This is a genomic window from Aeromonas veronii (assembly GCA_041319085.1).
Lineage (GTDB): Bacteria > Pseudomonadota > Gammaproteobacteria > Enterobacterales > Aeromonadaceae > Aeromonas > Aeromonas veronii_F.
Genome location: CP101033.1, coordinates 2,125,004 through 2,147,316, shown reverse-complemented (window position 1 = coordinate 2,147,316; position 22,313 = coordinate 2,125,004). Strand labels below are relative to the sequence as shown.

Genomic DNA, 22,313 nt, shown 5'->3' with positions numbered 1-22,313 from the left:
TTTATCCTCCTTCCTTTTCTTTGCCCGATCTTGCCAGCCAGGGCTGGGCGAATGGGCACTACCCGCCTGCCAGGGCTGCCCTGATGGGGTCATTGCGTTAACACGGCTCCTTCATGTGATTGTCATCGCCCTGTCATGGCGGCCAGCCATGCTGCTCCCGTTAGAGTGAGACCACCACAGATGCAGGCAACGCCTGCCAGGAGCATGTTATGACCAGCTGGGTAATGTGGGAGATCTGGTGGAGCCGGGTATGGGGGGAGGCACAGGTGGATGTCTGCTCTGGTGAACATGAACCTGAGGTGGCACACGAACCAGCCCGTTTGCCCGCCGAGTTGATTGTCCGCAATAGCAAGGCCAGCCCGTCGCGACCAAGGGGCTGAGGTGTTGCCAGTGACGGACTTAACGCGAGCCTTAAAACAGCCGCAACTGCTCGCCAGGACGAATGAAGACATCCTGGCGCAGTTGAACGTGGCGCTTGCCGAGCCCGAGCCGCTTGGCAATCAACCGAAAGCGCTGGGCCAGCAGATCGGCAAATAGCCCCTCACCGCGCATGCGGGTGCCGAAGGCGGTACTGTTGAGTCCGCCACCGCGGCTAGCTCGCAGCTGATTCAAAATCGCCTCCTTCTGGCCTGGATAGTGGGTATCGAGCCAATCACCAAATAACGGTGCCAGCTCGTGGGGTAGCCGCAGTAGGATGTAATCGGCGCAGCTGGCCCCTGCCTCGGCGGCCGATTTGATGATCTGCTCCAGCTCCGGCTCATTGAGCCGCGGGATCATGGGGGCAGCCAGCACCCCTACCTGCACGCCAGCGTTGGCCAGCTTTTCGATCACTTTCAAGCGCCCCGTGCCCGTGCTGGCGCGGGGTTCCAGCTGCCGCCGCAGGGTTTCGTTCAGGGTCGTCACCGACACCATCACCTGACACAGTCCCTCTCTGGCAAGCTCGGTCAATAGATCGAGGTCGCGCAAGATCATGGCGCTCTTGGTTATGAGGCCGACCGGGTGGCGGTGGGCCAGCATCACCGTCAACAGCTCGCGGGTGAGGCGGTAGTGCTGCTCGATAGGCTGATACGGGTCGGTATTGGCTCCCAGCACGATGGTCTGCGGCTGATAGGCGGGTCTGGCAAACTCCCGACGTAGCAGGTCGGCTGCATTGCGTTTGGCAAACAGCTTGCTCTCGAAATCGAGGCCGGGGGAGAGCTCCAGATAGGCGTGACTGGGTCTGGCATAGCAGTAGATACAGCCGTGTTCACACCCTTGATAGGGGTTGATGGATCGGCTGAAAGGGACGTCGGGGGAGCTGTTGTAACTGATGATGCTGCGGGCATCGATCTCCCGCACCTCGGTGCCAGGCACAGAGGGGGTGAAAGCGGCATCCCAATCGGATGCTTGCCAGCCATCATCGACCGCTTCGACAAGGGGGCCGCTAAAACGGTGATCGATATTGTGGGGGCTGCCTCGTCCTGCCATGGTGCGCACCAATACTGTTTATGCATACAGTTATTTTGCAGGCGCCCCGGATAAATGACAACTAATGCTGATCGACCGGGGGCAAAAAGGATTGTCGCAGGGATCTCTTGCTTGATTACGGTGCTACATTTCGTTTACATAGACAAAATGAGAACTGGATCACGGAAATCATCATGAGACCCACCACTTCCCGCTGGCTGTTTATCGGTCTGCTTGCCCTGGTTATCTGGCGTCTGCTCCCGCTCTCCACCGAGCAAGAGATGGCTGCTGCCAACCGTGCCTGGCGTACCGGTCACTTCGATGAGGCGACCCGGATCTGGTCGCCACTGGCCGAGCAAGGGCAACCCCGTGCACAGGTTCTCATGGGCTGGAGTCATGAGGTGGGGCAGGGGAGTGAACAGGATATGAACCGTGCCATTAGCCTCTATCGGCAGTCGGCACAGGCGGGGGATGCTTTTGGTCAATATCGGCTAGCGGATGCCTATCTGCGTGGTGCGGGTGTGAAGAGGGACCTGAAAGAAGCTTTCCACTGGATGGATCTTGCTGCACACAATGGTGATGTCCCGGCCATGCTGAAAGTCGGCGTACTTCATCTGATGGGGGTCAGCGGCAGGGTCGATCTACCTCAAGCGAAACAGTGGCTCTATCAGGCGGCGCAAAAGGGCAACAAGCTGGCGCTTCAGGTGCTGCAGGAGCTGGCGCTGGCCGAGGAGGGGAGCAGTCGCTTTGACTTCAACTGGCAATCCCTGCTTGGCAAATAGTCGGAAAGCGACTCATTTGGCTGTAGAAAGTCTCTGCAAATCCGATACAGTACGCCCGACTTCTGGTAGCATGGGGCCGTTTTGGCTTGGTTTGTCACGTTAGACATGCTGTTTACGTGTCAGGCCGTCTTCGCAAAGTGCTGTGGAGAACCAGAACATCACCTTTTTGAGTCTCTTTTCCATCCCGCATGTGACCTTTGGTACTAGTCACCAATCCTGATCAATCCTGTTTATTTCCATTCATTTTTGCACCCTAACTCATTGTTTTATCATGGGCTAAGTGTCATCCCTGTTCCAAGCTGTTCGCGTTGGTTCTTGCTTGTGTATTTAAAATTGTGCACCAACGTGTGTACCATGGACACATTACACCAGACGAGAGCAGTGCAATGGCATTGAGTGACGCGAAGCTGCGCAAGATAGCAGGCAAACTGTATGACGGGCCGACCGAGTTGCCGGACGGGCAGGGGCTGTCTGCCCGCATCAGCCCAACCGGGCACATCAGCTTTCAGTATCGGTACCGGCACGGCCAGCGAGCCCGCAGGATGTCGCTAGGGGCTTATGGTGATGTCAGCCTCAAGGAGGCGCGGGAGCGCCATGCAGAAGCCAGGAGGATATTGCAGACCGGCCACGACCCGGCAACGGTGCGGATGATGGAGATCAAAGATCGCCATGCCGCCGTGACGGTCAGCGACTGCCTGAATGCCTGGCTAGAGAGTCCGCAAGCTATCCGGCTGGTCAGGCTTAACCAGTGGCGCCGCCTGTTCGATCTGCACATTGTGCCGGTTGTTGGCCAGTTCGTGGTGGACGAGATGACCACCCAGCACTGGGACAAGGTCTTTGCCCCGATGCAGGATGATGCCAGCACCCAAGCCGGGATCTTGCTCGGCAAGCTCAAGGAGGTGCTGGACTACGCCCAGCGCCGCAGCATGATCAAGAGCAACATCCTCGCCAGCTGGAAGGTGAAGGACGTTGGCACCCCCATCAAGTCGCGCTCTCGCTACCTGAGTGATGAGGAGATCGGCCAGTTCTGGCAGGCGGTAGACCTCACCGATATGACCGACGCCCACAAGATCATGATGAAGCTGATCCTGCTCACCGGTTGCCGTGGGGTGGAGATCCGGATTGCCAAGAAGGCAGATTTCGATCTGGCGAAGGGGCTGTGGCGCATCAGTGATGACGATTCAAAGACGGGGATCGGGTTTGTGCGTGGCCTGTCGCAGCAGGCTTGTGATCTGCTGGCCGAGGCCTTTGTTTTCTTCCCTGACCATGTCTATGTGTTCCCGCCAGCGCGCAGCCTTGATGACAGGCCAATGGCGGCCAGTGTGCTGCTGAGCCTGGCAAAGCAGGTCGGCAAGGTGATGGGTGTGGATGACTGGGGCAACCACGATCTGCGCCGCACCATGAAAACGGTGATGAGCCGGATCGGGGTTCACCCCCATGTGTCTGAGAAGGTGCTCGGCCACAGACTGGCGGGCATTCTCGCCGTCTATGACCAGCATGACTACGTTGACGAGCAGCGGGCGGCCCTTGAGCAATGGGCCGCACATATCGCTCAGTGCGTGGTGCTGGAGGCTGACTCCGCAGGCATCAGCCCGCGGGCAACCAGGAATGCGATCACTTCGTGACGGCGCCACAGGGTACCGCCCTTGGCCATCCAGTTCAGCGGCTCCGGGAACGGGGTGCCTGCGGCGGCCCACTCCTGGCGGCGGCGGTAGAAGGTGGTTCTGCCGATCCCGCCGAGCAGCTGCTCGATGTCACAACGGCGGATCAGTGCCGGGGTTTGAGTGTGTTGTGCCATGAGTCCTCCTAGAACGGCAGGTCGTCGTCAAAATCAATCGGCGGCTCGTTGTCACTTTGCTGGGCCGGTTGCTGTGCTGGGCGGCCATATCCGCCCTGTTGCTGTGATGCTGGTGGTTGTTGCGGCTGGCCCTGCTGAGGTCTTCCGCCAAGCATCTGCATCACGCCGGTGAAGCTATCGACCAGCACCTCGGTGGTGTAACGATCGCTGCCGTCCTGCGCCTGCCATTTGCGGGTCTGCAGCCTGCCTTCAACGTAGACCTGCGATCCCTTCTTGAGGTGCTGGCCTGCCACTTCGGCCAGCTTGCCCATGAACACCACGCGGTGCCACTCGGTGCGCTCTTTCTGCTCGCCTGTCTGCTTGTCGCGCCATGATTCGGAGGTAGCCAGGGTGATGCTGGCTACTGCATTGCCGCTTTGCATGTAGCGCACTTCCGGATCCTGCCCCAGATTACCGATCAGGATGACCTTGTTGATGCCTCGTTTCATTCTGCGATCCTTTTGAATTCAACCACCATGTTGTCGTTGTCATCCACGTCAACCAGCACTTCGTAGGTTGGCAGCTTCTCGCCAAGTCCAACCTCATCAAATGCCGGGTGCTCGGCGGTGTAGGTGGCGGTGTCGCGGTATAGGTTGTGCTCGATATCAAGCACGACCATATCTTTCTGGATGGCCCGCATCAGCTCATAGTCGTGGCGTCTGAAGCGGTCACCCTGTATTGCAAATTTTCCGAGTCGCATTGTTTTTCCTCTAACTCTAACCTTTGAGATCTACCTTGTACCGATGGCCACATTCGCTGTCAGACTCCATGCTCCATGGCTCAGGGTTATGGCAAACAACTGAGATATGGTCGCCGTGATGCACCCAGTCATCAGCCTCATCGCTACCATCAACCTGCTCGCCACACTTTGGACACGTCCAGCGGGCGACCCATTCAGCAGTTACTGATTCCATCCCGTTTTTTCCTCTAACTATTCATCCGAACCGAGCGGCCCATAAAGCCCCTCGTCTGGGTACTCTGTCAGGTAGGCGTACACACCTGGTGGCCGAATATCCCCCTCACCAGAAGCAAAGGTCTCGTCAATCTGGATAACGCAAACCTCAGTCTCCAACTGCTCAGGGTCTTGCTCTCGGTCAGGGCTGATGAAGTCCAGCAGCTCTATCAGGTCTTTGCCGCTTAAAGTGATTATGTCCCGCCTTGGCATCTGATTTTTCCTCTAACTCATTCGCTTCTGATGGTATTGCCGCAACCCGCACAATGTTTCTTGCCACCAACAAACGTGGCCGGGTCGTGCAGATCACCGCATAGCGTGCACTTCAATTTCATGACCTTGATGGCGACATCCTGAGTCACACCACCCACGACCGGCAGGGGCTTATATCCGCATAACCAGCCGCCAACAGCAGGGTCGATAATGACTGGGCGGCGGCATTGCTTTCCCTCCCACGCCAGGTCAAATTCGATCCCTTTCTTGCCGCAATGGGGGCACTCTTGAATCATCCCGTTTTTCCTCTAACTCAGGCGGCTGGAGCCTGTTCGGTTGTGCGACTGCCCAGCGGTACCCGCCGTGGTGGCGGGCAATTCCCTTGATGCAGCGGCTTATGCAATCACGGCTGAAGCCGCCCTTTGCCTGAGCTTCATTGAGGCTGGCAAAGCTGACGGTCTGGCCGTGGCTGTTGATACCGACCACCCTGGTCTTTTGCCATGCTGGTGGGCGCACCTGATCGACGTGCAGTCGGCACAGCCGCTGGCCGGTGCGGCGGCTGTATTCATAGCTGGCGCGGGCGGTAAAGCGCGGCTCGCGCAAGATTTGGCCAATTTGCATGCTTGCGTGGATGGCGGTGACGCCAAACTCGGCGGCCACGTCGTGGCAAGTGACGCCCGCAGGCTGGCGGTAGGCCCATTCTGCAATCTGCTGGATCATGCTCATTGGTTAACCCCCGGCCGCGCGTCAAGCACTGCGTTAACCTCGGCGGCGGGGGCCTGCCCTGGCACATGGGCAGGCAGTCCCAGCACGCCTGCGCTTTCGGCAATGACGCGGGCCACGATGCTATCTGCCATCTGCCTCCGTATATCCAGCGGCAATTCATCAGGCACCTGGTAGATCTCAATCTGCCGGCGCAGGGCGTGCTCAAGCACTAACTGGTTTTTCATTATTTAATCCCCCGTGTTGCGTTCTGGGACCCCTGGCTCGCTCTGGATGCCTGCGCGGTGCCAGACAACGATTCACCTAAAACATCCCGCTGATCGATGCCGAGCTTCTTGGCCAGCTCGCGCATCTCTATGTCATCCCGAGCCAGTTGGCGGCGCTTGAGTGCCGCCCTGGCCGCACAATCCTTTTTCATCCCGCTGCTGTTAACGAGCCGAGCGTCCACTGCCATACTCCCTCCTTAAATCAGTGCTATCACGATCACCGCGGTCAGGGTGCCGATTGCCAGGATGGCGATCCCTGCTGCTTGCTGCTTGTTCATGCGGCCACCTCTGCTGGTTGCGCCAGCAGATCGGCCGCTTTGGCGGTGGCCAGTTCCAGCAGTTGATCAGGGGCATCCAGGTAGTCGGCCAGCTGATCGATGATCCAGCCTGCCAGTTCGGCGGTCTTGGCCGGGGTGAGGATGTCGGCATCGTCAATCTGATAGATCACCGCTTTGACCGCTGGGTGGCGCTGCCAGTGGGGCATGGTAGGTGTGCGGCCGCTCAACACAAAGCCGTCATGGACTTGCTTGCCTGCTTTGAGGTTGGCTGCCGCCAGCGTAAGGCGATAGCAGATCTCGGACGGTGACTCGCCTTCATCAAACCACCCTTTCAGATAGCTGCGCAGGGTGTTCTGGTCTGCATCAGAGAGCTCGGCGACTTCATCGACATATCGAACCAGATAGAGACCAGGCTCGGCATAGTCAGGGTGCTGGCCTGTCGCCGCGGCAACCAGTTGTAAACTTTCGGATGACAACTGAACATCCCGTTGGGCGTTGGTCTCGTTATCGGTTAGCGCGGTCTGGTCCCACGCGGCGGGATTGGCAATGGCAGGCTGCTCGGTCAACTCGACGACATGAATGTCGTCGACATGGCCGCGAGCCTCAGCCTGATTGTCGGCATGACGGGCTGCCTCGATCGTGCGGCTGGCCTCTTCGTTAAGCGCGACAGCCTGGCGGTGGATCATGTCGAGGATGATCTGGCCGGTGGTGATCAGGTCGTCACGGCGCAGGCGGGCTTCCGGGCGGCGTTCGCCCTGCCAGCTGGCATCGAAGATCACCACGGCGGAGGCGAAACCACTGGAGCTGGGCTTGTCCTTCTTCGGATCCCGCGGGTTGTACCAGCTCGGCACCTCAAATCCGATGCGGCCGCTGATGAACTGGATAAAGTCGGCATCCTCAGGCCACCATGTTTCGCTGGTAGCGGCCTTGATCAGCAGCATGATCTTGGCGCCCTGCGCCCGCTGCTCGCGGCAGAAGTTGAGGATGGGCTCCATCCCGGTGATGGGGTTGCCCTCACCATCGACGCAGGGGCGGGAGTAGGGCGGGTTGCCGTAGGCCGCGCCACCGAGGCGGCGCAGGTCGGCGGCCAGATCCTGAGTGAGTGCGTTGTCGGCCGCATCGTAGTAGTGCGGCACCAGGTGGTTGCAGTCGTCGGCAAACATATCGAGCACTACCGGGCCCAACGTGGGGGCGAAGTAGTGGAACAGGCCCAATGCCAGCGGCTTGGGGGTCTGCCACTGGTCGCCTACTTGCTTGAGTTCGTGGTCAGGCTGTACCTGCAGTTCGGCCAGCGCTTGTGCGTAGTGGTTCATGCTGCAGCCTCCTTCTCGCTCGGCAGGCCGATAAGCGCGTTCAGGTCTGCGGTTTGCACTGCCGGCAGTTGCACCTTCTGAATCTCTTTCGGCATCAGTTCTGCGGCTTCCGGCCACACTTTCAGCAGCTGGTTATCGGTGTTGATACCGCTCATCGCTGCAGCCACGCTGTTTTCGATGTGCTCGCGCTTCTCCTTGAGCGATTTGGCATCCTGCTCCAGCTGGTGGAACTCGATGGCAAGCGGATGATCTGCCGCCAACTTGCATGAACGGCATGGCTTTCTTACCGCCTCACGGCAAGAGTCAAAGCCAAAGGTGCCGTTGAATCGCGGGCGAATGCTGATCCCGCCGCAGTTCAGGTAAAAGTCACTGTCAACGTTGATTGGTTGATATCCGGTGGTGACACCTTCCGGCAGAGGCTTCGTGATGGCCTTGATTTGCTCGATGGCCTTATCGACAGCCTCAGCGCCCTCCTTGCCACCAAGGGAGTCGACACGAACAGCCTCGGCCCAATCAACTCGGCGCAGGCGCAGTGCCTCCTCTTCTGCTGGAATGCCAGCCTTGACGGCTGCGGCCTTGATGATCTGGAGCTTGATTTCGTTGGTGAGTCTCATGCTGCATCCCCTGTGTTTTCCGGATACCAGGCAAAGCCGTCTTCGGCTTGGCGGATGATCTTGCCCAGCTTGATGGCGAGGTGAAATTCGGCGGTGGCACCGGTGCTATCGCGCCAGCCGGGGAGGATGACCAGCTCATCGGCGATCTTGACCATCTCGAGGCAGATGCCCATGTACTGCGGCTGTGTGAGGCCGTCCGGCAGGGTTGCCGGGTTGAGTACGACGTGGCCTTTTTGCTGCTGGTGGAGCGCTTCGGTGTTGAAGGCAGGGCGGTTGTCATCCGGCAGATCAGACATTGGCCCTGCGATGTAGACGATTTTGCGTTGCTGGTTCGACATGGTTCATCCCGTTTACTGGTGTAATTGGGATAAAATACGATATGTATTTGGATTGGTCAATACGATTTGTATTTTTGGTGTTCAGGGATGAAAAAGCCCACCGTGCTGGTGGGCTATGCTTTGCCGGTTTGACGCTCGATGTTACTTCGGTCTGGTGAGCAGCACGAACAGACCGAGAATGAGGTCACCGAACCCCCAGATACCAAAGATCATGCCGGTACCGATGGTGGTGCCGATCACCCCGCCAGCCTTCTCGGCATCGTTGGCACCCTGCATCATGTCGCCAACCGATCCCCAGTAGGAGACCAGCCAGAATACCATCAGCAGGTTAAAGAGGATAAATCCCCACTTGAACAACTTGCCGAAGAAGCCGCGTTTTGGTTTGCGGATCTGGGCCCCACACTTCGGGCACTTAAGTGCCGCGTCACTCACTTCTGCTGAACACTCAGGACATTTAATCAGACTCATCTAATAGCCTCCATTTATGGTTTGTCGTAATTCATTTCTGCCAATCAACTTGAAAGCGCTGAATGCGTTGTTATGGTCACCAGCTGAGCTCCTTTTTGCTGGCCTTCAGGTTTTGCTGATACATCATCAAGATGGTGCCGTAGTTGCACATGTCGATATCACCCTGGCAATAGTCTTTAATGACGCGGTCCATGATCTTGCGATCGGTTGCCTGGGTGGCCTTCTTGAATGAGCTGAGGTTCTGATCTTCCATCATCCGCAGGGTGGTTGGCTGGCACATATCCAGCCCGCCCTCGCAGTAATCGCGATGGACGCGATCCTTGATGTATTTGATCACTTCCTGCTTCTGGGCCTCTGAGCCATCAAAATCCATCGGGTGGATAAATCCAGCCATTGCAGATAACGGGAATAACATCATCCCGAGAATTACCGATTTATTTTTATATCCCATTGCTCTATTCCTTTTTTATTTTAAGGCGTTGATACCAAGACTTAACCCAATACTAAGCGCTTGCGATACCAGAGATCGCGTAATCTCTCGGCCATCCTGTTTTACTGCATCCTTGAGTCTTTCGCCGATGGGTGTGGTTAGGCTATCCGGTATCACCTTGAGGGTTTCAAGGCCCTTGGCGGTGAGGACGCAGCGATCAAGTCCGATATCAGGTCGCACCTCGGCCATGACGTAACCTGATTCTTGCAACCACTCAAGCGTAGACATCACCAGTCTCGCCTGATGCGTCAGTTCACCTTCTTCTTGATTGGCGTAAACACCCTCAACACCTGTATATTCCCTCAGTGGTAAGTCGATTGGTATCGGGAACGATTCGTAGAGCGTGGCGAACGTTTTACCAGCGACTTCATCGAACTGTTCAATATTGGAGGTAGACATGTCTGATCCTAAAATAATTGAGAAAGGCAATGCCAAGGCTGCGGAAGACAACGAGCTTGCTTTGACGCGAGAGCTGCTGGATATGGTGGACCGCAGGGTGTCCGGGCGATGGGATCGGGCGCGCCTTCGCCATCATTTGGCGCAAAGGTTGCCTGAGATTGATCATGATTTGCTGATCAAGCTGATGGTGGAGGTATTGACGATTGCGCCGGAAATAGCGTTCGAGAACGGGAAGAACGAGGCGCTGTCGATGATGCGTAAGGTGTTTAAATAAACCATCCATGGTCATCCCTAGCGGCGGCGTCTGCGGCGGCGGTGTTCCACCATGGTGCCGATGATTTGAATGGGCTGGCGGTCTGATCGCATGGTGGCGTAGTCGTCATTGAGCGGGGCCAGCTCGAAGATCTCTTTGCCGTCTTCGCTGACCCCGCGGGGGCGGTACTTCTTGAAGGTGGCCTCTTCTTCGCCGTTCTTGGCCACTACGAAGTCACCCGGGTGGAGCGGTTCGTCCGGGTCGATCAGTACCAGATCGCCCTCGGTGAATTCCGGCTCCATGGAGTTACCCCGGATCACGATGGCAAAGGCGCGGTCACCCAGATCGAGATCGGTGGTGATATAGGCCATATTGCCGTCGCACTCGCGGATCTCGTTGGGGGCGGTCCATCCTCCGGCCTGCACATAGCTGATCACCGGTATCCGGTGAATATCTGGCTGGGCTATCTCCATGTTAGGTTCGTCGCCGACGATATTGCCATCAACCCCGATATTGATGCTCTTGAGGTCAAGGACGCTCATGATATTGAGGATCACGTCCATCGCTGGTTCGCGGCGTTTATTCAACCAATGCCCGATCGCCCCCTGAGTTACCCCCAGCTTTTCAGCTAGTTGCTCCTGAGTGATGCCGAGCATCTTCATCCGGCTCTTGGCCAGGCTGTGCCATGTCTCTTTTCCCATACCGAAAATATTACGTTGTGTATTGTTTTTCTCAACGCACAAATTGTCATGGCTGCAAATCGTGGTATAGTACATATCGTATTAAGTCACCCCAAAAGAGAACGGAGTTGTCGATGAACAACATCAAGGAACTGCGCGACAAGGCGGGCAAGACGCAGTCCGATTTGGCTGCTGAGCTCGGAATCACTCAGGGGGCGGTTGCTCACTACGAGAAGAGCCGTCGCAAGCCAGGGTTAGACACCTGCAGAAAGATTGCGTCTGTCATCAATCGCTGGGGGGTGAAGTGCTCAATCAACGATGTATTCCCCCCTGAAGACTGCTGAGAACCATCATGACAAACGCCAAAAAAACAACCACGAGAGTCAAGCGGGATCACTCCCACGCATCTGACCCTATTGACGCCGCTTATCAGTTGAGCCGCCGCTACAACATCACCGAGCTGGCCAAGCTGATGGGCAACAAGCGCCCGACCACGCTGAACAACAAGTTCAACCCGCAGTGCGAAGACCATCACCTGACCCTGTCTGAGGCGATGGCTGTGACCGAGCTGACCGGTGATAACGCCATTCTGCAAGCCTGGGCGCTGTCTCGTGGCCATGTGCTGGTGGCCATACCGGACACAACGGTGAGCGAGGAAGAGCTGGCTGACCAGGTGATGACGGTCACCTCGGTGGTGGGGGCAGTGTTTGGTGAGCTGCATCTGGCGCGTCAGGACGGGGTGATTGACCCGATCGAGCGTCAGGCGATTACGGCGGCGGTGCATCGCGCCATCAGGGAGTTGTTGAGTTTGGAAGAGTCAGTGGCAAGTCAGGTTCGTACATTGCCAGTGGCTGTGCAAGGAGCAAAGTGATGAATGGAGCACAAAAAGAGTGGGCCGGCGCTGCGGTAACAGCCCGACCCGAGGTCGATTTCGAAGGAGAAAGCAACATGGATAAGCGTAACCACACTTTCGACAAAGCGCAAGGCAAGCGCCGCGCTGCCATCCCCACTGCTATCCCGCGTCTGGTGGAGAGTCAGGGCCAGTCCTATCTGGTCTATGGCGGTCTGCTGCGCGGTATCAAGATCCCGGCGACAGCGGAGCAGGCCAAGCGCCACCTGGCCTGCCTGATGCAGCACCTGCAGGGGGTGGCTCATGGGTAACGTTGTTCGCCTGGCCACCGCCAGCGCACCCACCACACAGCGAGACTGCAACGTGAACGAGAACCGCCGCAGCGGGTTTGTGCTGCTGTACAAGAGCATCAAGGATGCCACGTTTTACCGTGATCCTTCTCGCAAGTCCCTGTGGCTGCACCTGCTGCTCGAGGTCACCCACGAGCGCACCGAGGATACCTTCAACGGCAACCGCATCACCCTGAGCCGTGGCCAGCTAGTTGGCTCTGCTCGTTCGCTGGGTGAAGCGTGTGGCGTGTCTGAGGATAGTGCACGCCGGTCTTTGGATGCCTTCGAGCGTGACGGGATGATCACCCGCACAGCCAAGCAGGGCACCAAGGGCTACACGCTGATAACTGTTCTCAATTACGACCCTTACCAGCGCGGAGTTTCAGAACACGATTGCGCGGAGTTAGGCGCGGAGTTGGAAGCCGCATCAGATATGGGGTTGCAGGTGGTATCGCAATCTGATTGCGCGGAGTTAGGCGCGGAGTTTCACGCCGAAGCTCTAAACAATATAAACAATAAAACAAAAACCAAAGATCTAAACACTAGCGCTGAGCCGGAAAAAATCGGCTCTGCGCCGGTGGTGATTGACCCTGTTTCTGCTGAGCCGGTTTTACTGCCCGCCAAACAGCCAGCACCGCAGGAGCCAGCAGTGATCACCATGCCGCTCAACAGCGGGGAGCATGCGGTCACCGAGTCGTTCGCCGCCCAGATGCAAGCCCTGTATCCGGCGGTGGATGTGGCCCAAGAGCTGCGCACCATGACTGGCTGGCTGATTGCTAACCCCACCAAGCGCAAGACCAAGACTGGCATCAACCGGTTTATCAATGCCTGGCTGTCGAAGTGCCAAGACCGTGGCGGCAGCAATGGCCTGCAGGCCTTCACGCCGCGCCGCAATGATCACACCGATCTGACCAAATCAATGACCGCCGGTGAGCTGAACCGCTTGATGCAGGAGGGTTTCTGATGACTATGAAGCCCCTCAGTGCCGTGCTGCGCGAGATCGCCACTGCGCCGACCGTGGAGACCATCACCCCGCAGCAGCGCCCGCTGTCTGATCGCGACTCGCAGATGGTATCGATGCTGTTCGAGCAGCTGAAGATTGTCTTCCCCGCCTGGAAGCACGCATTCCCCTCTGAGGACTCCCAAAAACGAGCGCTCGCCGAGTGGACCCGCGCCCTGGTCGACGCCGGTTGCACCAGCCGCGATCAGTTGCAGCTGGGGATGCGCGTGGCCCGTGAGCAGGAGATCCCGTTCTTCCCCAGCACCGGCATGTTCATCAAGTGGTGCCAGATCACTCCTGAGGCACTCGGCCTGCCCACGCTGGATGCGGCGCTGGTTGAGGTGCGTACTCGCCGTTACAGCCATCCCGCCGTTGAACTGGCCGCCAAAGCCACAAGCTGGGAGCGCCAGACATTGAGCGCAGACGCTTACCGCGCCGTGTTCGATCAGGCCTATGCCCAGCTGGTGCGCAGGATGATGGCCGGTGAAGACCTGAACGCGGAGGTGATGAAGGGGCTGCCGACCCGGGCGCAGATCCAGCACAGCCCGGAGTTTTACCAGCAGGCAGGCCAGCGGGCCGTGGCCACGCTGAGAGCGCTATTTCGCAAGGGAGGGCAGTGTGATGCCAGTGACGTTCAGTGATGCGTGTGAGCGGGATATCAAGACCGCCAAGTATGTGCGGGTGGCGGTGTACCCCGAGGTGAAGGATTGGCTGCCGGTGCAGGTGCGCCTTGAGGTGTCGGATTGTCTGCAGCAGTTGGGGAACACCTATGCCGCGCACAGATCCGGTCACTACCTGGTGCAGGATGCCGATCTCGGCGAGCTATTGGCGGCGGTAAACGCCCTGCGCGGCCAGCAACAGCGGCCCGCCACGTTGGAGATGATCGAATGCGCGATTTCATGAAGGGCACCCTGATGGTGGTGGTGCTGGTGGGTCTGGCTGTGTATCTGGCCGCGAATGTGTCGATGGGGGTGAAGTGATGGCTAGTGGGATCTTGGTAAAAACCGAAGAGCTTGATGGTCACGCTCTTGATTGGGCTGTAGCAGTTGCGAACGGTCTTACCGCAGAAGAAAACGGATTGCGCTATGACCTGCGCGGTCGCCCAACAGTGGCAGGCGACTTCGCTGTTTATTACCAGCCGTCAAAAAATTGGGCTCAGTGCGGCCCACTGATCCAGAAGTACAACATCTGGGTCTCAGCGCAAGGCGATCCAACTGAATGGTCAGCATCTGTTGGGCGCAGAACTGACGAAATGTTCGGTCAAAACCCAATGGTAGCAATATGCAGAGCTCTGGTGGCCGAAAAGCTTGGTGATGAAGTCATAGTGCCAGCATTGCTGGTTGGAGGTGCCGCATGAACATGACCGCACTGACCAATCCGGTGATGAGCAGTATCGAGATCGCCGAGCTGACCGGAAAGCGCCACGACAACGTGTTGGCCGATATCCGCCGGATGCTGGTGGAAATTCAATCTCCTGAGAAGTCAGGAGATTATCAGGATGGCCGTGGACGCACCCAGCCGTGCCTGTTGCTGGACAAGGAGGAGACCATTTGCCTGATCTCCGGCTACAGCGCCCAGTTGCGGATCCGCATCATTCGCCGCTGGCAGGAGCTGGAGCAGCAGGTCCACCAGCCCGCGATGATGATCCCCCAGACGCTGCCGGAGGCGCTGCGGCTGGCTGCAGAGTTGGCCGAGCAGAATATGGAGCTGGAACGCAAGGTGGCGCTTGATGCCCCTGCGGTGGAGTTTGCCAAGCAGATCGCCAGCATCGAGAAGGGGATCACCCTGTCAGCATTCGCCAAGACCGTGGGCCTTGGCCCCACCAAGCTGTTCGCCATGCTGCGCGATCGCAAGATCCTGATGAGTTGCCGCGGTGAGCGTTGGAACCTGCCGATGCAGGAGTTCGTAGACCGTGGTTACTTCGCCACCCGGGAGAGCACCTATGACTCGAACGGGGAGAAGCGGATCAGCTTTACCCCGCTGATCACCGGCAAGGGCCAGCAGTGGCTGGTGGATCGGTTGATCCGTGAAGGCGTACTGCGCGGGGTTGCGGCATGACATTAAAAAAATATGTTGTGGTTCCAGGGTTCGTGATCAGCAAGTTTGATGGGCAGCGTCACTACATAGGCGCTGAAAAGCTGATGCAGCTGTATGGAGTCAAGCCGGAAGAGTGCGAGATATATGAACCATCCCCACGGTGGACAAATTCAGATTTCAGAATGGCCGCCAAGAGGTGCAAAGGTAAAAAGCAACTAGGGCCAAGAGTTGACGGAAATTATTCTCTGCCAGTTTCCGGGGGTTCGGCATGACCTCCAACCTCGCCAAACTCCCCGAGCACGACCGTCAGCGCATCGAGCTGGAGAAGCGGGCGCATCTGCTGTTCTGGCGCCGCCGTCGCAACGATATCAGCCGGCAGGATGTGATCGCCGCCATCGATGCGGTGGATGAAGAGCACCGCGAGTGGTTCCGCCAGTTGATGAATCAGATCCGGAGTGCCGCCGCGTGACCACCAACGCTGTTTTTGTTGAGGCTATGGGGCTGGCACTGGTGCAGCTGGGTGAAAACCTGGCTGCCACCAGGCGCCATCTGGCAGGCCATCCGGTGCGGCTGGTGCGCGACCATAGCGCCGATCTGCTGCGTCAGTTCCCCGAGCTGGTGGCCGCGCTGGCCTGTGCCGAGGTGGTGAACGCTGCCGGTGGCGAGTTGCTGACTGCCAATGCCGGGCACTGCGTGATCGGCCATGACTGCGCCGGTGAGTCTGTCACTGCCGAGGTGGAGGGTATTCATCTGCCGCTGTGCTGGCACCACGACAACGAACGCCACGATGGGCAGTTGCCGATCTCCCCGTCTGCTGTGTCTGAGTGGGTTGCCAGGGTGGTGCTGCAGAAGGTGGCTGGCTGGTGCGGGGTGTCGCTGGTCGATCTGGGTGTGCGGGATCTCTGTTGGTGGGCAACCGTCTACAAGGTGCAGCACTGCCTGCCGACCGCCGTGTTGCGCGATGCCTGCCGATTGCCACCGCTGGAGCCTGAGCGGTTGTTGGTGCCTGGGCGTGGCTACAAGGAGACAGACACCCGCTACCGCGTCAACTGCTCCGATCTGCTGGCAGATGACCCACTGGCCGATCTTCGGCCCCGCATCAAGGCCAAACCCGCCGTTCGCCATATCGACCCTGAACCCGCCGCCCTGTTTATGGGCAAGCCGAAGCGCAAACGCTGGGAGTGCGAGCCCTATCTGGCCTTTGTGCGCCAGTTGCCTTGTGTGCTGACCGGCAGCCGCGAAGGGGTGGAGGCCCATCACGTAGTGGGCCACGGCATGAGCGTGATGGGCAGTAAGGCCCACGACCTGATGGTTTTCCCGCTCGCCCACCAGCCGCACATGGAGTTGCACCAGATCGGGTGGAAGGAGTGGGAGGCCGAGCACGGATCGCAGCTGCAGCACGTCATCAACACACTGGAGCTGGCCTGCTCCTTGGGAGTGTTCAATGAAAAAGCCTGAGTCAATCACCGTCACCCTGCCGTGGCCCCCTTCAACCAACCGGATCTGGCGCAATGTGGCGGTGCATGGAAAGCCAAGAACCCTGCTCAGTGAGGAGGGGAGGCGCTACCGCACCAATGCGGCCCAGATGTGCATGCTGGGCGGGGTCAATAACCGCCAGCTGGCTGGGCGTCTTGCGGTTTCGCTGGTTGCCTGCCCGCCGGATCGCCGTGCGCGGGATCTCGATAATGTGCTCAAGGCCACGCTGGACGCCCTGACCCATGCCGGGGTGTGGCTGGATGACAGCCAGATCGACCTGTTGAGCGTGGAGCGCGCACAGGTGGTGAAGGGCGGCGAACTGCGGGTGACCATTTCAGTGAAGGGGGCGGCATGAGGAGCGCGCTGGCCGAGTTGCCCCGCAGTGTGCGGGAGATTGCCGAGGTGATCGGGGTGGAGCGGGCGCTTTATCTGGTTGGCCAGTTGCCGCGCTGCTATGAGCGTGATCACCGCTACCCGGGCGCCCGCCGCTCTTGCGTGATCCTCTACGTTCCCAAGACCCTGCGCCCCGATCACCCGTTGGTGACCATTCTAGGCTGGCCGGATGCTGACAAGCTGGTGAAGGAGTTCGGCGGGGAGATCTTGCAGCCTGGCAACTGCATGGACATCTATCGCCGGTTTCGGGATCAGGCCATCGTAAAGATGCTCAAGGATGGCACTCCATCGGCCTATATCGCTGAAATCATGGGGTTATCTGAGCGCCAAATCCGCAATCTGGCGCGAGCAGAAATCCCCCAAGAGGAACGAAAAGCCGCGATTGGCAACACTCCGAGAGGTACGAGCACCGGAGCTATACCAATGAAAAATAACATGGAGGCCCGCACGGCATGGGCCTGATAGAACGAATCCTCACAAATGCCGAATGGGCTCTTGCTGGCCTGATCGGCGCCTTGGTGGCTGTGCCATTTCAGGAAGAGTTGAGCACCTGGAAAGGGCGCTTGGTTTTTATCGGATCTGGCGCGGCTTGCGCGTATTTCACCACTCCTCTTGCCATCAGCATGTACAACATCGACCCCGGCTTATCAGGCGGGGTCGGTTTTTTGCTGGGCGCCTTTGGGGGCTCGCTGCTGGCCGCTGGCCTGCGCACCATCCGGGGGCTGGATCTTATTGAGATGGTGAAAGCGCGGCTTAGTCGAACAGGGGGCGGTCAATGATGTTCGTCAACTCCATCGCCGTGGCGGTCATTGTGATATGGGCGTTCTGGTGCTGGCTGTCTCCAGATGTCCACGATGGGATCATCGGCAAATTTTTGTTTTTGTTGCTGATGCTGGCTGCGCTGGGGGTGCTGAGTAATCCCGGCCAGGATGCAGAAGTGCTGCTGAACCTGTCGGTGGCCGCCCTCGCTATCCGCCACTGGTGGATGAAAACCTATTTCCAGCGCGCGCGTGATTTTGTGCTGAGCCATCTCAGGTGTAAGAACCTACCCATTAAGCCGGAGTGAAGGATATGCGAATTTTTGTTGTGAGTGCCGGGCACTCTGATGTTGACCCTGGCGCTGTGGCGAACGGGGTGAAAGAGGCTGATATCGCCGAGGATTTGCGCAACATCGTTGCCAGCAAGTTGCGGGAAGCTGGCCACACCGTGATCACTGATGGCGATGGTGAGGTTAACCAGCCGCTATCTGAGGCGGTAAAGCTCATCAATCGCGGTGAGCTGGCCATCGAGATCCATTGCAACGCCGCTAGTGCGCCAACCGCTACCGGGGTTGAGTCAATTTCCCTGCCAAAGCTCAAGGGGCTATCTCAGCGGATCAGCAAGGCCATTGCGGCCGTTACCAAGGACAAGGTGCGCGGTGATGGCGGTTGGATTGATCAGTCGAAGTCTGCCCGCGGCCGCCTGGCCTTCGTAAACGCTGGCGGGATAATCATTGAGCTGTTCTTCCTGACCAACAAGCAGGCGCTCGAGCAATACAACGCCACCAAGTGGTTGGTTGCCAGCGCGATCGCTGACGAACTGGTGAAGGGGGCGTGATGCTGAAAATCAAAGCACTAGCCATTTTCATCATCGATTTACTGACTCCGAGATACATCACGGAAGATGTCGCCCTTGAGCTTCGTGATGACGGGTATTACCCGGTATGCAGCATGGATGACATCGAGGAAGGAGAGCGCTTCGATGGTGTTGTTGCTATGCGCTCATTTACATGGTTTGGCGTTGCCTGGCCTTCGAAGCTAGTGGGAGAGGTAAGACCATGGGAATAGATGCTTTGCGCCGCCTTATCCCCATCCTGTTCGGTATCGCCCTGATGCTCGCCATCGGCCTTTGCGGGTGGTGGCTGCATCACTCAGGGTATCAGTCAGGCGCTGATGCCAAAGAGCTGGAATGGTCAGCCAAGTGGGATAAGCAGGCGGAGCAGCTGGCTAAAGCCAAGGCCAAGGCAGAGCTGAAGGCGAGGGAAGAGGAACAGCGCCGCCAAGCCTCAATCGATAAGGTGAGAGACGATGCAGAAAAACAGATTGCCCGGGCTGAGAGTGATGCTCTTGCTGCCCGTGATGCTGCTGACGGCGTGCTCGAGCAAGCCAAGCGATTGGCAGCCAGAGCAGGTAAGTGCCCCAGCAATCCCTCAGCTACCCAGTCAGGCACGACAGCAACCGAGCCCGGCGTGGTGCTCGCCGACGTGCTCGGCAGGGCTGACGCGAGAGCGGGGGAGCTGGCAGCAGCTTATGACCGCTCAAGAGCCGCAGGATTAGCCTGTGAACGCGCCTACGACGCGCTGCTCGCGGGGCGTGTGAATCCATGACATCGCCCATGATTTTCGGCTGGGTCCTTCCTCCGGGGGGATCCCCTGCGGGGGCATAGACTCCGCGGTATTTGATATCTGCGTGGGCCGCCAGATAAGAATTTTTAATTATATCTCCTGTCTTGATAAGGGTGTGTTATGGCAGTCAAGCATGCCGGTCAGAACGTCAATAAGTCAGAGCTCTGTGTGATCATGGGTGTGAGCCCGCCGACCGTTGACGGCTGGACTCGCAACGGCTGCCCGATCACTCAGCGCGGATCCCGCGGGGTGGCGGCCACCTTCAATACGGCTGACGTGATGAAGTGGCTGCGCGACAAAGCTCGGGACGAAGGTCGCGGCACGGCACAAGCATCAGAAGAAGAGCTCAAACTGCGCAAGCTGGCGGCAGAGGCTGAGAAGGCCGAGCTGGAGCTGGCGAAGGCAAAGGGGGAGGTCGCCCCCGTCCGTGAGTTCGAGCGGGCCACTTCGGCGCTGATGGCGGTGATCCGCCAGAACGTGATGCAGGTACCAGGGCGCGCCGTGATGCAGCTGATCGGCTGCACCGATGAAACTGAGTTCAAGTCCAAGCTGCGGGCCGAGCTGGTGCTGGCGCTTGAGTCTGCTGCAGAAGAGGGGCTGGCCCTCGATGACGATGAGGACCAGCCTGGATCGGATGACTAAGCAACATCAGTTCAGCAACCTGGTCGCGGTTGCTGAAGCTGTCAGACGAGCCACGATCAACCTCATCCCTCCCGCCGACATCCTCCCGAGTGTCTGGGCAGAGCGCAACGTGCGCATCCCGGTCGGTAACGCCAAGCCTGGCCCGATCCGGTTTGATAACGCCCCGCCGCAGCGCGGGATGATCGACGTCATCAAGGAGCCCGGGATCCGCCGCGTCTCCTACAAGCTGGCCGCCCAGCTTGGCAAGACCACCATTCAGCAGTGCATCACCGGATTTCATATCGAGCATGAGCCGAAGTCGCAGATCTTCGCCCAGCCGTCGCAGGGCGATATCCAGACATTTCAGGAGACAAAGCTGCGCCCGATGCTGGAAGCCAACCCGCAGATCTCCAACAAGATGGCGAAACAGCGTGGGCGGGAAGGGGTCAACAACAGCCGAATGATCTCCTACATCGGCGGCTGGCTGATGTTCTGCTGGTCAGGCTCCCCGAAAACCGCTCGCGGCCGCTCGGCACCGGTGATCCATCAGGACGAGATCGACGGCTACGACCCGTTGCCAGAGGGCGACTTCGGCGAACTGCTGGCCCAGCGGGCGGCCTCCTTCGGTGATGAAGCCCTGCGCACCGAGTCCAGCACCCCGACCATTGAAGGCTCAAGCCGGATCGCCATCGCCTACGAAGAGGGGGATCAGCGCCGCTACTACGTGCCGTGCCCGCACTGTGGACATGCCCAGGTGTTGAAGTGGGAAAACGTCACCTGGCAGGGCCGCGCATCGGTCGATATCGATGATGCAGAGGAAGATCTCGGCAAAGAGCACCTGCCGGAAACAGCAGGCTATGCCTGTGAAGGGTGCGGGGTGATCTGGACTGACGGCGAGCGCATCGCCGCGATCAGGGATGCAGAGAAGCACGGCGGCGGCTGGCGGGCGGCCAAACCGTTCCGTGGTCACGCCTCCTTTCATGCTCCCGAGATGCTCTCCACCTTCCGGCGGCTGCGCGATATCGTCCAGTCCTACCTCGACAAGCTGGCGGTGGGGGATATGCAATCCTTCGTCAACGTCTCGCTGGCCGAGGTCTATGCCGAGAAGGGCGAGAAGGCAGACCCTTCCAGCCTGCAACTACGCGCCGAAGAGTACCGAGCCGATGTGCCGATGGGCGGCCTCTACCTCACCGCCGGGATCGATATGCAGATGGACCGCCTCGAGTGCGAGGTGGTGGCGTGGGGTGTGGCAGAGGAGAGCTGGTCGGTCGCCTACTACGTGCTGTGGGGGGATCCGCTGGAGCAGGACGTCTGGGACGATCTGGATGATGTGCTGGCCGGCACCTATCAGCATGAAAGCGGGGCGGTGCTGTCGATCAGCTCGGCGGTGCTCGATACCGGCGGCACCAAGAAGCAGGGCCAAAGCTACACCCAGGCTGCCTATGACTATGCCAAGGGCAAGACCGGCCGCCGCCTGTTCGCCGGTAAAGGGGTCGGCGGTTGGGGTCGCCCGATCGTTGAGAAGCCCCAGCGCAAGCAATCAGGCAAGAAGGCGCGCAAGGTCGATCTGTTTCTGGTCGGGGTGGATGAGGCAAAGCTGGTGGTCATGCGCCGTCTGGCGGCCACCGTGGGCGCCGATACCCGCACCAGCGGCCCTGGCTACTGCCACACCCCCAGCGATCGGGATGCAGAGTGGTACCGCCAGATCACTGCCGAGAAGCTGCTCACCCACTACGTGAAGGGGCAGCCGGTCAGAACGTGGAGTAAACCGGATCGGGCTCGCAACGAGGCGCTTGACTGCCGGGTGTATGCCTATGCCGCGCTCAAGATCATGAACCCCTCGTTCAAGCGGCTGGCCGAGCGGATGGCCAATCCGGATGATGACACGGTGGCCACCCATAAACCCGCAGCCAAGCGGCCGCCACAGGGCGGGCACATCAAGCCTGAAGGGGGGAAGGAAATCCCCCAAGAGGAAGCAAAACCCCCACAAACCCAGACTAAACCCACGATCAAGCGCTCCAAATCCGTCGCGGGGCGCAATAAAGGCGGATGGGTGAGGGGCTGGTGAGCTGCAATTTTCCTGCAAAAATCGGAGCCGGGTTAACGTTTGACCTGCTGCTGACATTAACCGCATATCCTGCCCCGGCATGGGCTATCTCTGTTTATCTGCGC

General features: G+C 58.8%; 39 protein-coding genes. 24 read left to right on the top strand and 15 right to left on the bottom strand.

Going from position 1 to position 22,313, the window contains the following annotated elements; genetic code table 11:
- Window positions 1-209 precede the first annotated feature (209 nt).
- Entirely contained in the window at window positions 210-380 is a 171-nt protein-coding gene (locus NMD14_10295; protein ID XEI31211.1) for a hypothetical protein, read from the top strand.
- Between the two features lie 31 nt (window positions 381-411).
- Here NMD14_10295 and NMD14_10290 read toward each other — a convergent pair whose 3' ends face one another.
- Window positions 412-1,467: a PA0069 family radical SAM protein gene (locus tag NMD14_10290; protein XEI31210.1), complete on the bottom strand. Its 1,056-nt coding sequence runs from the start codon at window positions 1,465-1,467 to the stop codon at window positions 412-414.
- Window positions 1,468-1,640: 173 nt separating this feature from the next.
- Between NMD14_10290 and NMD14_10285 the strand changes: the two genes are divergently transcribed.
- The gene (locus tag NMD14_10285) at window positions 1,641-2,228 is read left to right on the top strand and encodes a sel1 repeat family protein (protein XEI31209.1); all 588 of its coding nucleotides are present in this window, start codon (window positions 1,641-1,643) and stop codon (window positions 2,226-2,228) included.
- Window positions 2,229-2,614: 386 nt separating this feature from the next.
- Window positions 2,615-3,853: an integrase arm-type DNA-binding domain-containing protein gene (locus tag NMD14_10280; GenBank protein ID XEI31208.1), complete on the top strand. Its 1,239-nt coding sequence runs from the start codon at window positions 2,615-2,617 to the stop codon at window positions 3,851-3,853.
- Here NMD14_10280 and NMD14_10275 read toward each other — a convergent pair.
- The 13 genes from NMD14_10275 to NMD14_10215 all read right to left on the bottom strand — a co-directional run bounded on the left by NMD14_10275 (window position 3,781) and on the right by NMD14_10215 (window position 10,119).
- On the bottom strand, window positions 3,781-4,026 hold the full coding sequence (locus NMD14_10275) for a hypothetical protein (GenBank protein XEI31207.1): 246 nt from the start codon (window positions 4,024-4,026) through the stop codon (window positions 3,781-3,783). The genes NMD14_10280 and NMD14_10275 overlap by 73 nt on opposite strands.
- An 8-nt stretch (window positions 4,027-4,034) precedes the next feature.
- The gene (ssb, locus tag NMD14_10270; GenBank protein ID XEI31206.1) at window positions 4,035-4,514 is read right to left on the bottom strand and encodes a single-stranded DNA-binding protein; all 480 of its coding nucleotides are present in this window, start codon (window positions 4,512-4,514) and stop codon (window positions 4,035-4,037) included.
- The gene (locus NMD14_10265) at window positions 4,511-4,765 is read right to left on the bottom strand and encodes a hypothetical protein (protein XEI31205.1); all 255 of its coding nucleotides are present in this window, start codon (window positions 4,763-4,765) and stop codon (window positions 4,511-4,513) included. Before NMD14_10265 ends, ssb begins: the two co-directional genes overlap by 4 nt.
- Before the next feature lie 482 nt (window positions 4,766-5,247).
- Window positions 5,248-5,526 carry a hypothetical protein gene (locus NMD14_10260; protein XEI31204.1) on the bottom strand — a complete coding sequence of 93 codons (279 nt, stop codon included), beginning with the start codon at window positions 5,524-5,526 and terminating at the stop codon, window positions 5,248-5,250.
- Complete coding sequence (locus tag NMD14_10255; protein XEI31203.1) at window positions 5,480-5,956, bottom strand: hypothetical protein; 477 nt, start codon at window positions 5,954-5,956, stop codon at window positions 5,480-5,482. Before NMD14_10255 ends, NMD14_10260 begins: the two co-directional genes overlap by 47 nt.
- Complete coding sequence (locus NMD14_10250) at window positions 5,953-6,180, bottom strand: hypothetical protein (GenBank protein ID XEI31202.1); 228 nt, start codon at window positions 6,178-6,180, stop codon at window positions 5,953-5,955. Before NMD14_10250 ends, NMD14_10255 begins: the two co-directional genes overlap by 4 nt.
- A complete protein-coding gene (locus NMD14_10245; GenBank protein ID XEI31201.1) occupies window positions 6,180-6,407 on the bottom strand; it encodes a hypothetical protein in 228 nt (75 codons plus the stop codon). Before NMD14_10245 ends, NMD14_10250 begins: the two co-directional genes overlap by 1 nt.
- Window positions 6,408-6,493: 86 nt before the next feature.
- Window positions 6,494-7,810, bottom strand: coding sequence for a phage N-6-adenine-methyltransferase (locus NMD14_10240; GenBank protein ID XEI31200.1), 1,317 nt, complete (start codon window positions 7,808-7,810; stop codon window positions 6,494-6,496).
- Window positions 7,807-8,424, bottom strand: coding sequence for an Nmad5 family putative nucleotide modification protein (locus tag NMD14_10235; protein XEI31199.1), 618 nt, complete (start codon window positions 8,422-8,424; stop codon window positions 7,807-7,809). The genes NMD14_10240 and NMD14_10235 overlap by 4 nt, the downstream gene beginning before the upstream one ends.
- Window positions 8,421-8,762: a DUF4406 domain-containing protein gene (locus NMD14_10230; protein XEI31198.1), complete on the bottom strand. Its 342-nt coding sequence runs from the start codon at window positions 8,760-8,762 to the stop codon at window positions 8,421-8,423. Before NMD14_10230 ends, NMD14_10235 begins: the two co-directional genes overlap by 4 nt.
- A gap of 141 nt (window positions 8,763-8,903) precedes the next feature.
- Entirely contained in the window at window positions 8,904-9,230 is a 327-nt protein-coding gene (locus NMD14_10225; protein ID XEI31197.1) for a zinc ribbon domain-containing protein, read from the bottom strand.
- Window positions 9,231-9,306: 76 nt separating this feature from the next.
- Window positions 9,307-9,624 (bottom strand): hypothetical protein, encoded by a 318-nt coding sequence (locus NMD14_10220; GenBank protein XEI31196.1) that lies wholly within the window; start codon window positions 9,622-9,624, stop codon window positions 9,307-9,309.
- Between the two features lie 72 nt (window positions 9,625-9,696).
- On the bottom strand, window positions 9,697-10,119 hold the full coding sequence (locus NMD14_10215; protein XEI31195.1) for a hypothetical protein: 423 nt from the start codon (window positions 10,117-10,119) through the stop codon (window positions 9,697-9,699).
- Between NMD14_10215 and NMD14_10210 the strand changes: the two genes are divergently transcribed.
- A complete protein-coding gene (locus NMD14_10210; GenBank protein XEI31194.1) occupies window positions 10,118-10,393 on the top strand; it encodes a hypothetical protein in 276 nt (91 codons plus the stop codon). The genes NMD14_10215 and NMD14_10210 overlap by 2 nt on opposite strands.
- 17 nt (window positions 10,394-10,410) lie before the next feature.
- Here NMD14_10210 and NMD14_10205 read toward each other — a convergent pair whose 3' ends face one another.
- Window positions 10,411-11,073 (bottom strand): helix-turn-helix domain-containing protein, encoded by a 663-nt coding sequence (locus NMD14_10205; GenBank protein ID XEI31193.1) that lies wholly within the window; start codon window positions 11,071-11,073, stop codon window positions 10,411-10,413.
- Between the two features lie 113 nt (window positions 11,074-11,186).
- Here NMD14_10205 and NMD14_10200 point away from each other — a divergent pair, with 113 nt between their 5' ends.
- The 20 genes from NMD14_10200 to NMD14_10105 all read left to right on the top strand — a co-directional run bounded on the left by NMD14_10200 (window position 11,187) and on the right by NMD14_10105 (window position 22,209).
- Entirely contained in the window at window positions 11,187-11,396 is a 210-nt protein-coding gene (locus tag NMD14_10200; protein ID XEI31192.1) for a helix-turn-helix domain-containing protein, read from the top strand.
- Between the two features lie 8 nt (window positions 11,397-11,404).
- On the top strand, window positions 11,405-11,923 hold the full coding sequence (locus NMD14_10195; GenBank protein ID XEI31191.1) for a phage regulatory CII family protein: 519 nt from the start codon (window positions 11,405-11,407) through the stop codon (window positions 11,921-11,923).
- A complete protein-coding gene (locus NMD14_10190; protein ID XEI31190.1) occupies window positions 11,923-12,213 on the top strand; it encodes a hypothetical protein in 291 nt (96 codons plus the stop codon). The genes NMD14_10195 and NMD14_10190 overlap by 1 nt, the downstream gene beginning before the upstream one ends.
- Window positions 12,206-13,195, top strand: coding sequence for a hypothetical protein (locus tag NMD14_10185; GenBank protein XEI31189.1), 990 nt, complete (start codon window positions 12,206-12,208; stop codon window positions 13,193-13,195). Before NMD14_10190 ends, NMD14_10185 begins: the two co-directional genes overlap by 8 nt.
- Complete coding sequence (locus NMD14_10180; protein ID XEI31188.1) at window positions 13,195-13,872, top strand: replication protein P; 678 nt, start codon at window positions 13,195-13,197, stop codon at window positions 13,870-13,872. Before NMD14_10185 ends, NMD14_10180 begins: the two co-directional genes overlap by 1 nt.
- Entirely contained in the window at window positions 13,853-14,134 is a 282-nt protein-coding gene (locus NMD14_10175; GenBank protein XEI31187.1) for a hypothetical protein, read from the top strand. The genes NMD14_10180 and NMD14_10175 overlap by 20 nt, the downstream gene beginning before the upstream one ends.
- On the top strand, window positions 14,119-14,211 hold the full coding sequence (locus tag NMD14_10170; protein XEI31186.1) for a twin-arginine translocation signal domain-containing protein: 93 nt from the start codon (window positions 14,119-14,121) through the stop codon (window positions 14,209-14,211). Before NMD14_10175 ends, NMD14_10170 begins: the two co-directional genes overlap by 16 nt.
- A complete protein-coding gene (locus NMD14_10165) occupies window positions 14,211-14,588 on the top strand; it encodes a DUF2591 domain-containing protein (GenBank protein XEI31185.1) in 378 nt (125 codons plus the stop codon). Before NMD14_10170 ends, NMD14_10165 begins: the two co-directional genes overlap by 1 nt.
- A complete protein-coding gene (locus tag NMD14_10160) occupies window positions 14,585-15,289 on the top strand; it encodes a phage regulatory protein/antirepressor Ant (protein XEI31184.1) in 705 nt (234 codons plus the stop codon). Before NMD14_10165 ends, NMD14_10160 begins: the two co-directional genes overlap by 4 nt.
- Before the next feature lie 247 nt (window positions 15,290-15,536).
- Window positions 15,537-15,737 carry a DUF3283 family protein gene (locus NMD14_10155; GenBank protein ID XEI31183.1) on the top strand — a complete coding sequence of 67 codons (201 nt, stop codon included), beginning with the start codon at window positions 15,537-15,539 and terminating at the stop codon, window positions 15,735-15,737.
- On the top strand, window positions 15,734-16,726 hold the full coding sequence (locus NMD14_10150; GenBank protein XEI31182.1) for a DUF968 domain-containing protein: 993 nt from the start codon (window positions 15,734-15,736) through the stop codon (window positions 16,724-16,726). The genes NMD14_10155 and NMD14_10150 overlap by 4 nt, the downstream gene beginning before the upstream one ends.
- On the top strand, window positions 16,713-17,099 hold the full coding sequence (locus NMD14_10145; protein XEI31181.1) for a RusA family crossover junction endodeoxyribonuclease: 387 nt from the start codon (window positions 16,713-16,715) through the stop codon (window positions 17,097-17,099). Before NMD14_10150 ends, NMD14_10145 begins: the two co-directional genes overlap by 14 nt.
- The gene (locus tag NMD14_10140; protein XEI31180.1) at window positions 17,096-17,599 is read left to right on the top strand and encodes a hypothetical protein; all 504 of its coding nucleotides are present in this window, start codon (window positions 17,096-17,098) and stop codon (window positions 17,597-17,599) included. The genes NMD14_10145 and NMD14_10140 overlap by 4 nt, the downstream gene beginning before the upstream one ends.
- On the top strand, window positions 17,590-17,916 hold the full coding sequence (locus NMD14_10135) for a hypothetical protein (GenBank protein ID XEI31179.1): 327 nt from the start codon (window positions 17,590-17,592) through the stop codon (window positions 17,914-17,916). Before NMD14_10140 ends, NMD14_10135 begins: the two co-directional genes overlap by 10 nt.
- Window positions 17,913-18,203, top strand: coding sequence for a hypothetical protein (locus NMD14_10130; GenBank protein XEI31178.1), 291 nt, complete (start codon window positions 17,913-17,915; stop codon window positions 18,201-18,203). Before NMD14_10135 ends, NMD14_10130 begins: the two co-directional genes overlap by 4 nt.
- A 68-nt stretch (window positions 18,204-18,271) precedes the next feature.
- On the top strand, window positions 18,272-18,733 hold the full coding sequence (locus NMD14_10125; GenBank protein XEI31177.1) for an N-acetylmuramoyl-L-alanine amidase: 462 nt from the start codon (window positions 18,272-18,274) through the stop codon (window positions 18,731-18,733).
- Window positions 18,733-18,963, top strand: coding sequence for a hypothetical protein (locus tag NMD14_10120; GenBank protein XEI31176.1), 231 nt, complete (start codon window positions 18,733-18,735; stop codon window positions 18,961-18,963). Before NMD14_10125 ends, NMD14_10120 begins: the two co-directional genes overlap by 1 nt.
- Entirely contained in the window at window positions 18,954-19,502 is a 549-nt protein-coding gene (locus NMD14_10115; protein XEI31175.1) for a DUF2514 domain-containing protein, read from the top strand. Before NMD14_10120 ends, NMD14_10115 begins: the two co-directional genes overlap by 10 nt.
- Before the next feature lie 138 nt (window positions 19,503-19,640).
- Complete coding sequence (locus tag NMD14_10110; GenBank protein XEI31174.1) at window positions 19,641-20,162, top strand: terminase small subunit; 522 nt, start codon at window positions 19,641-19,643, stop codon at window positions 20,160-20,162.
- Window positions 20,155-22,209: a phage terminase large subunit family protein gene (locus tag NMD14_10105; GenBank protein ID XEI31173.1), complete on the top strand. Its 2,055-nt coding sequence runs from the start codon at window positions 20,155-20,157 to the stop codon at window positions 22,207-22,209. The genes NMD14_10110 and NMD14_10105 overlap by 8 nt, the downstream gene beginning before the upstream one ends.
- Window positions 22,210-22,313 lie beyond the last annotated feature (104 nt).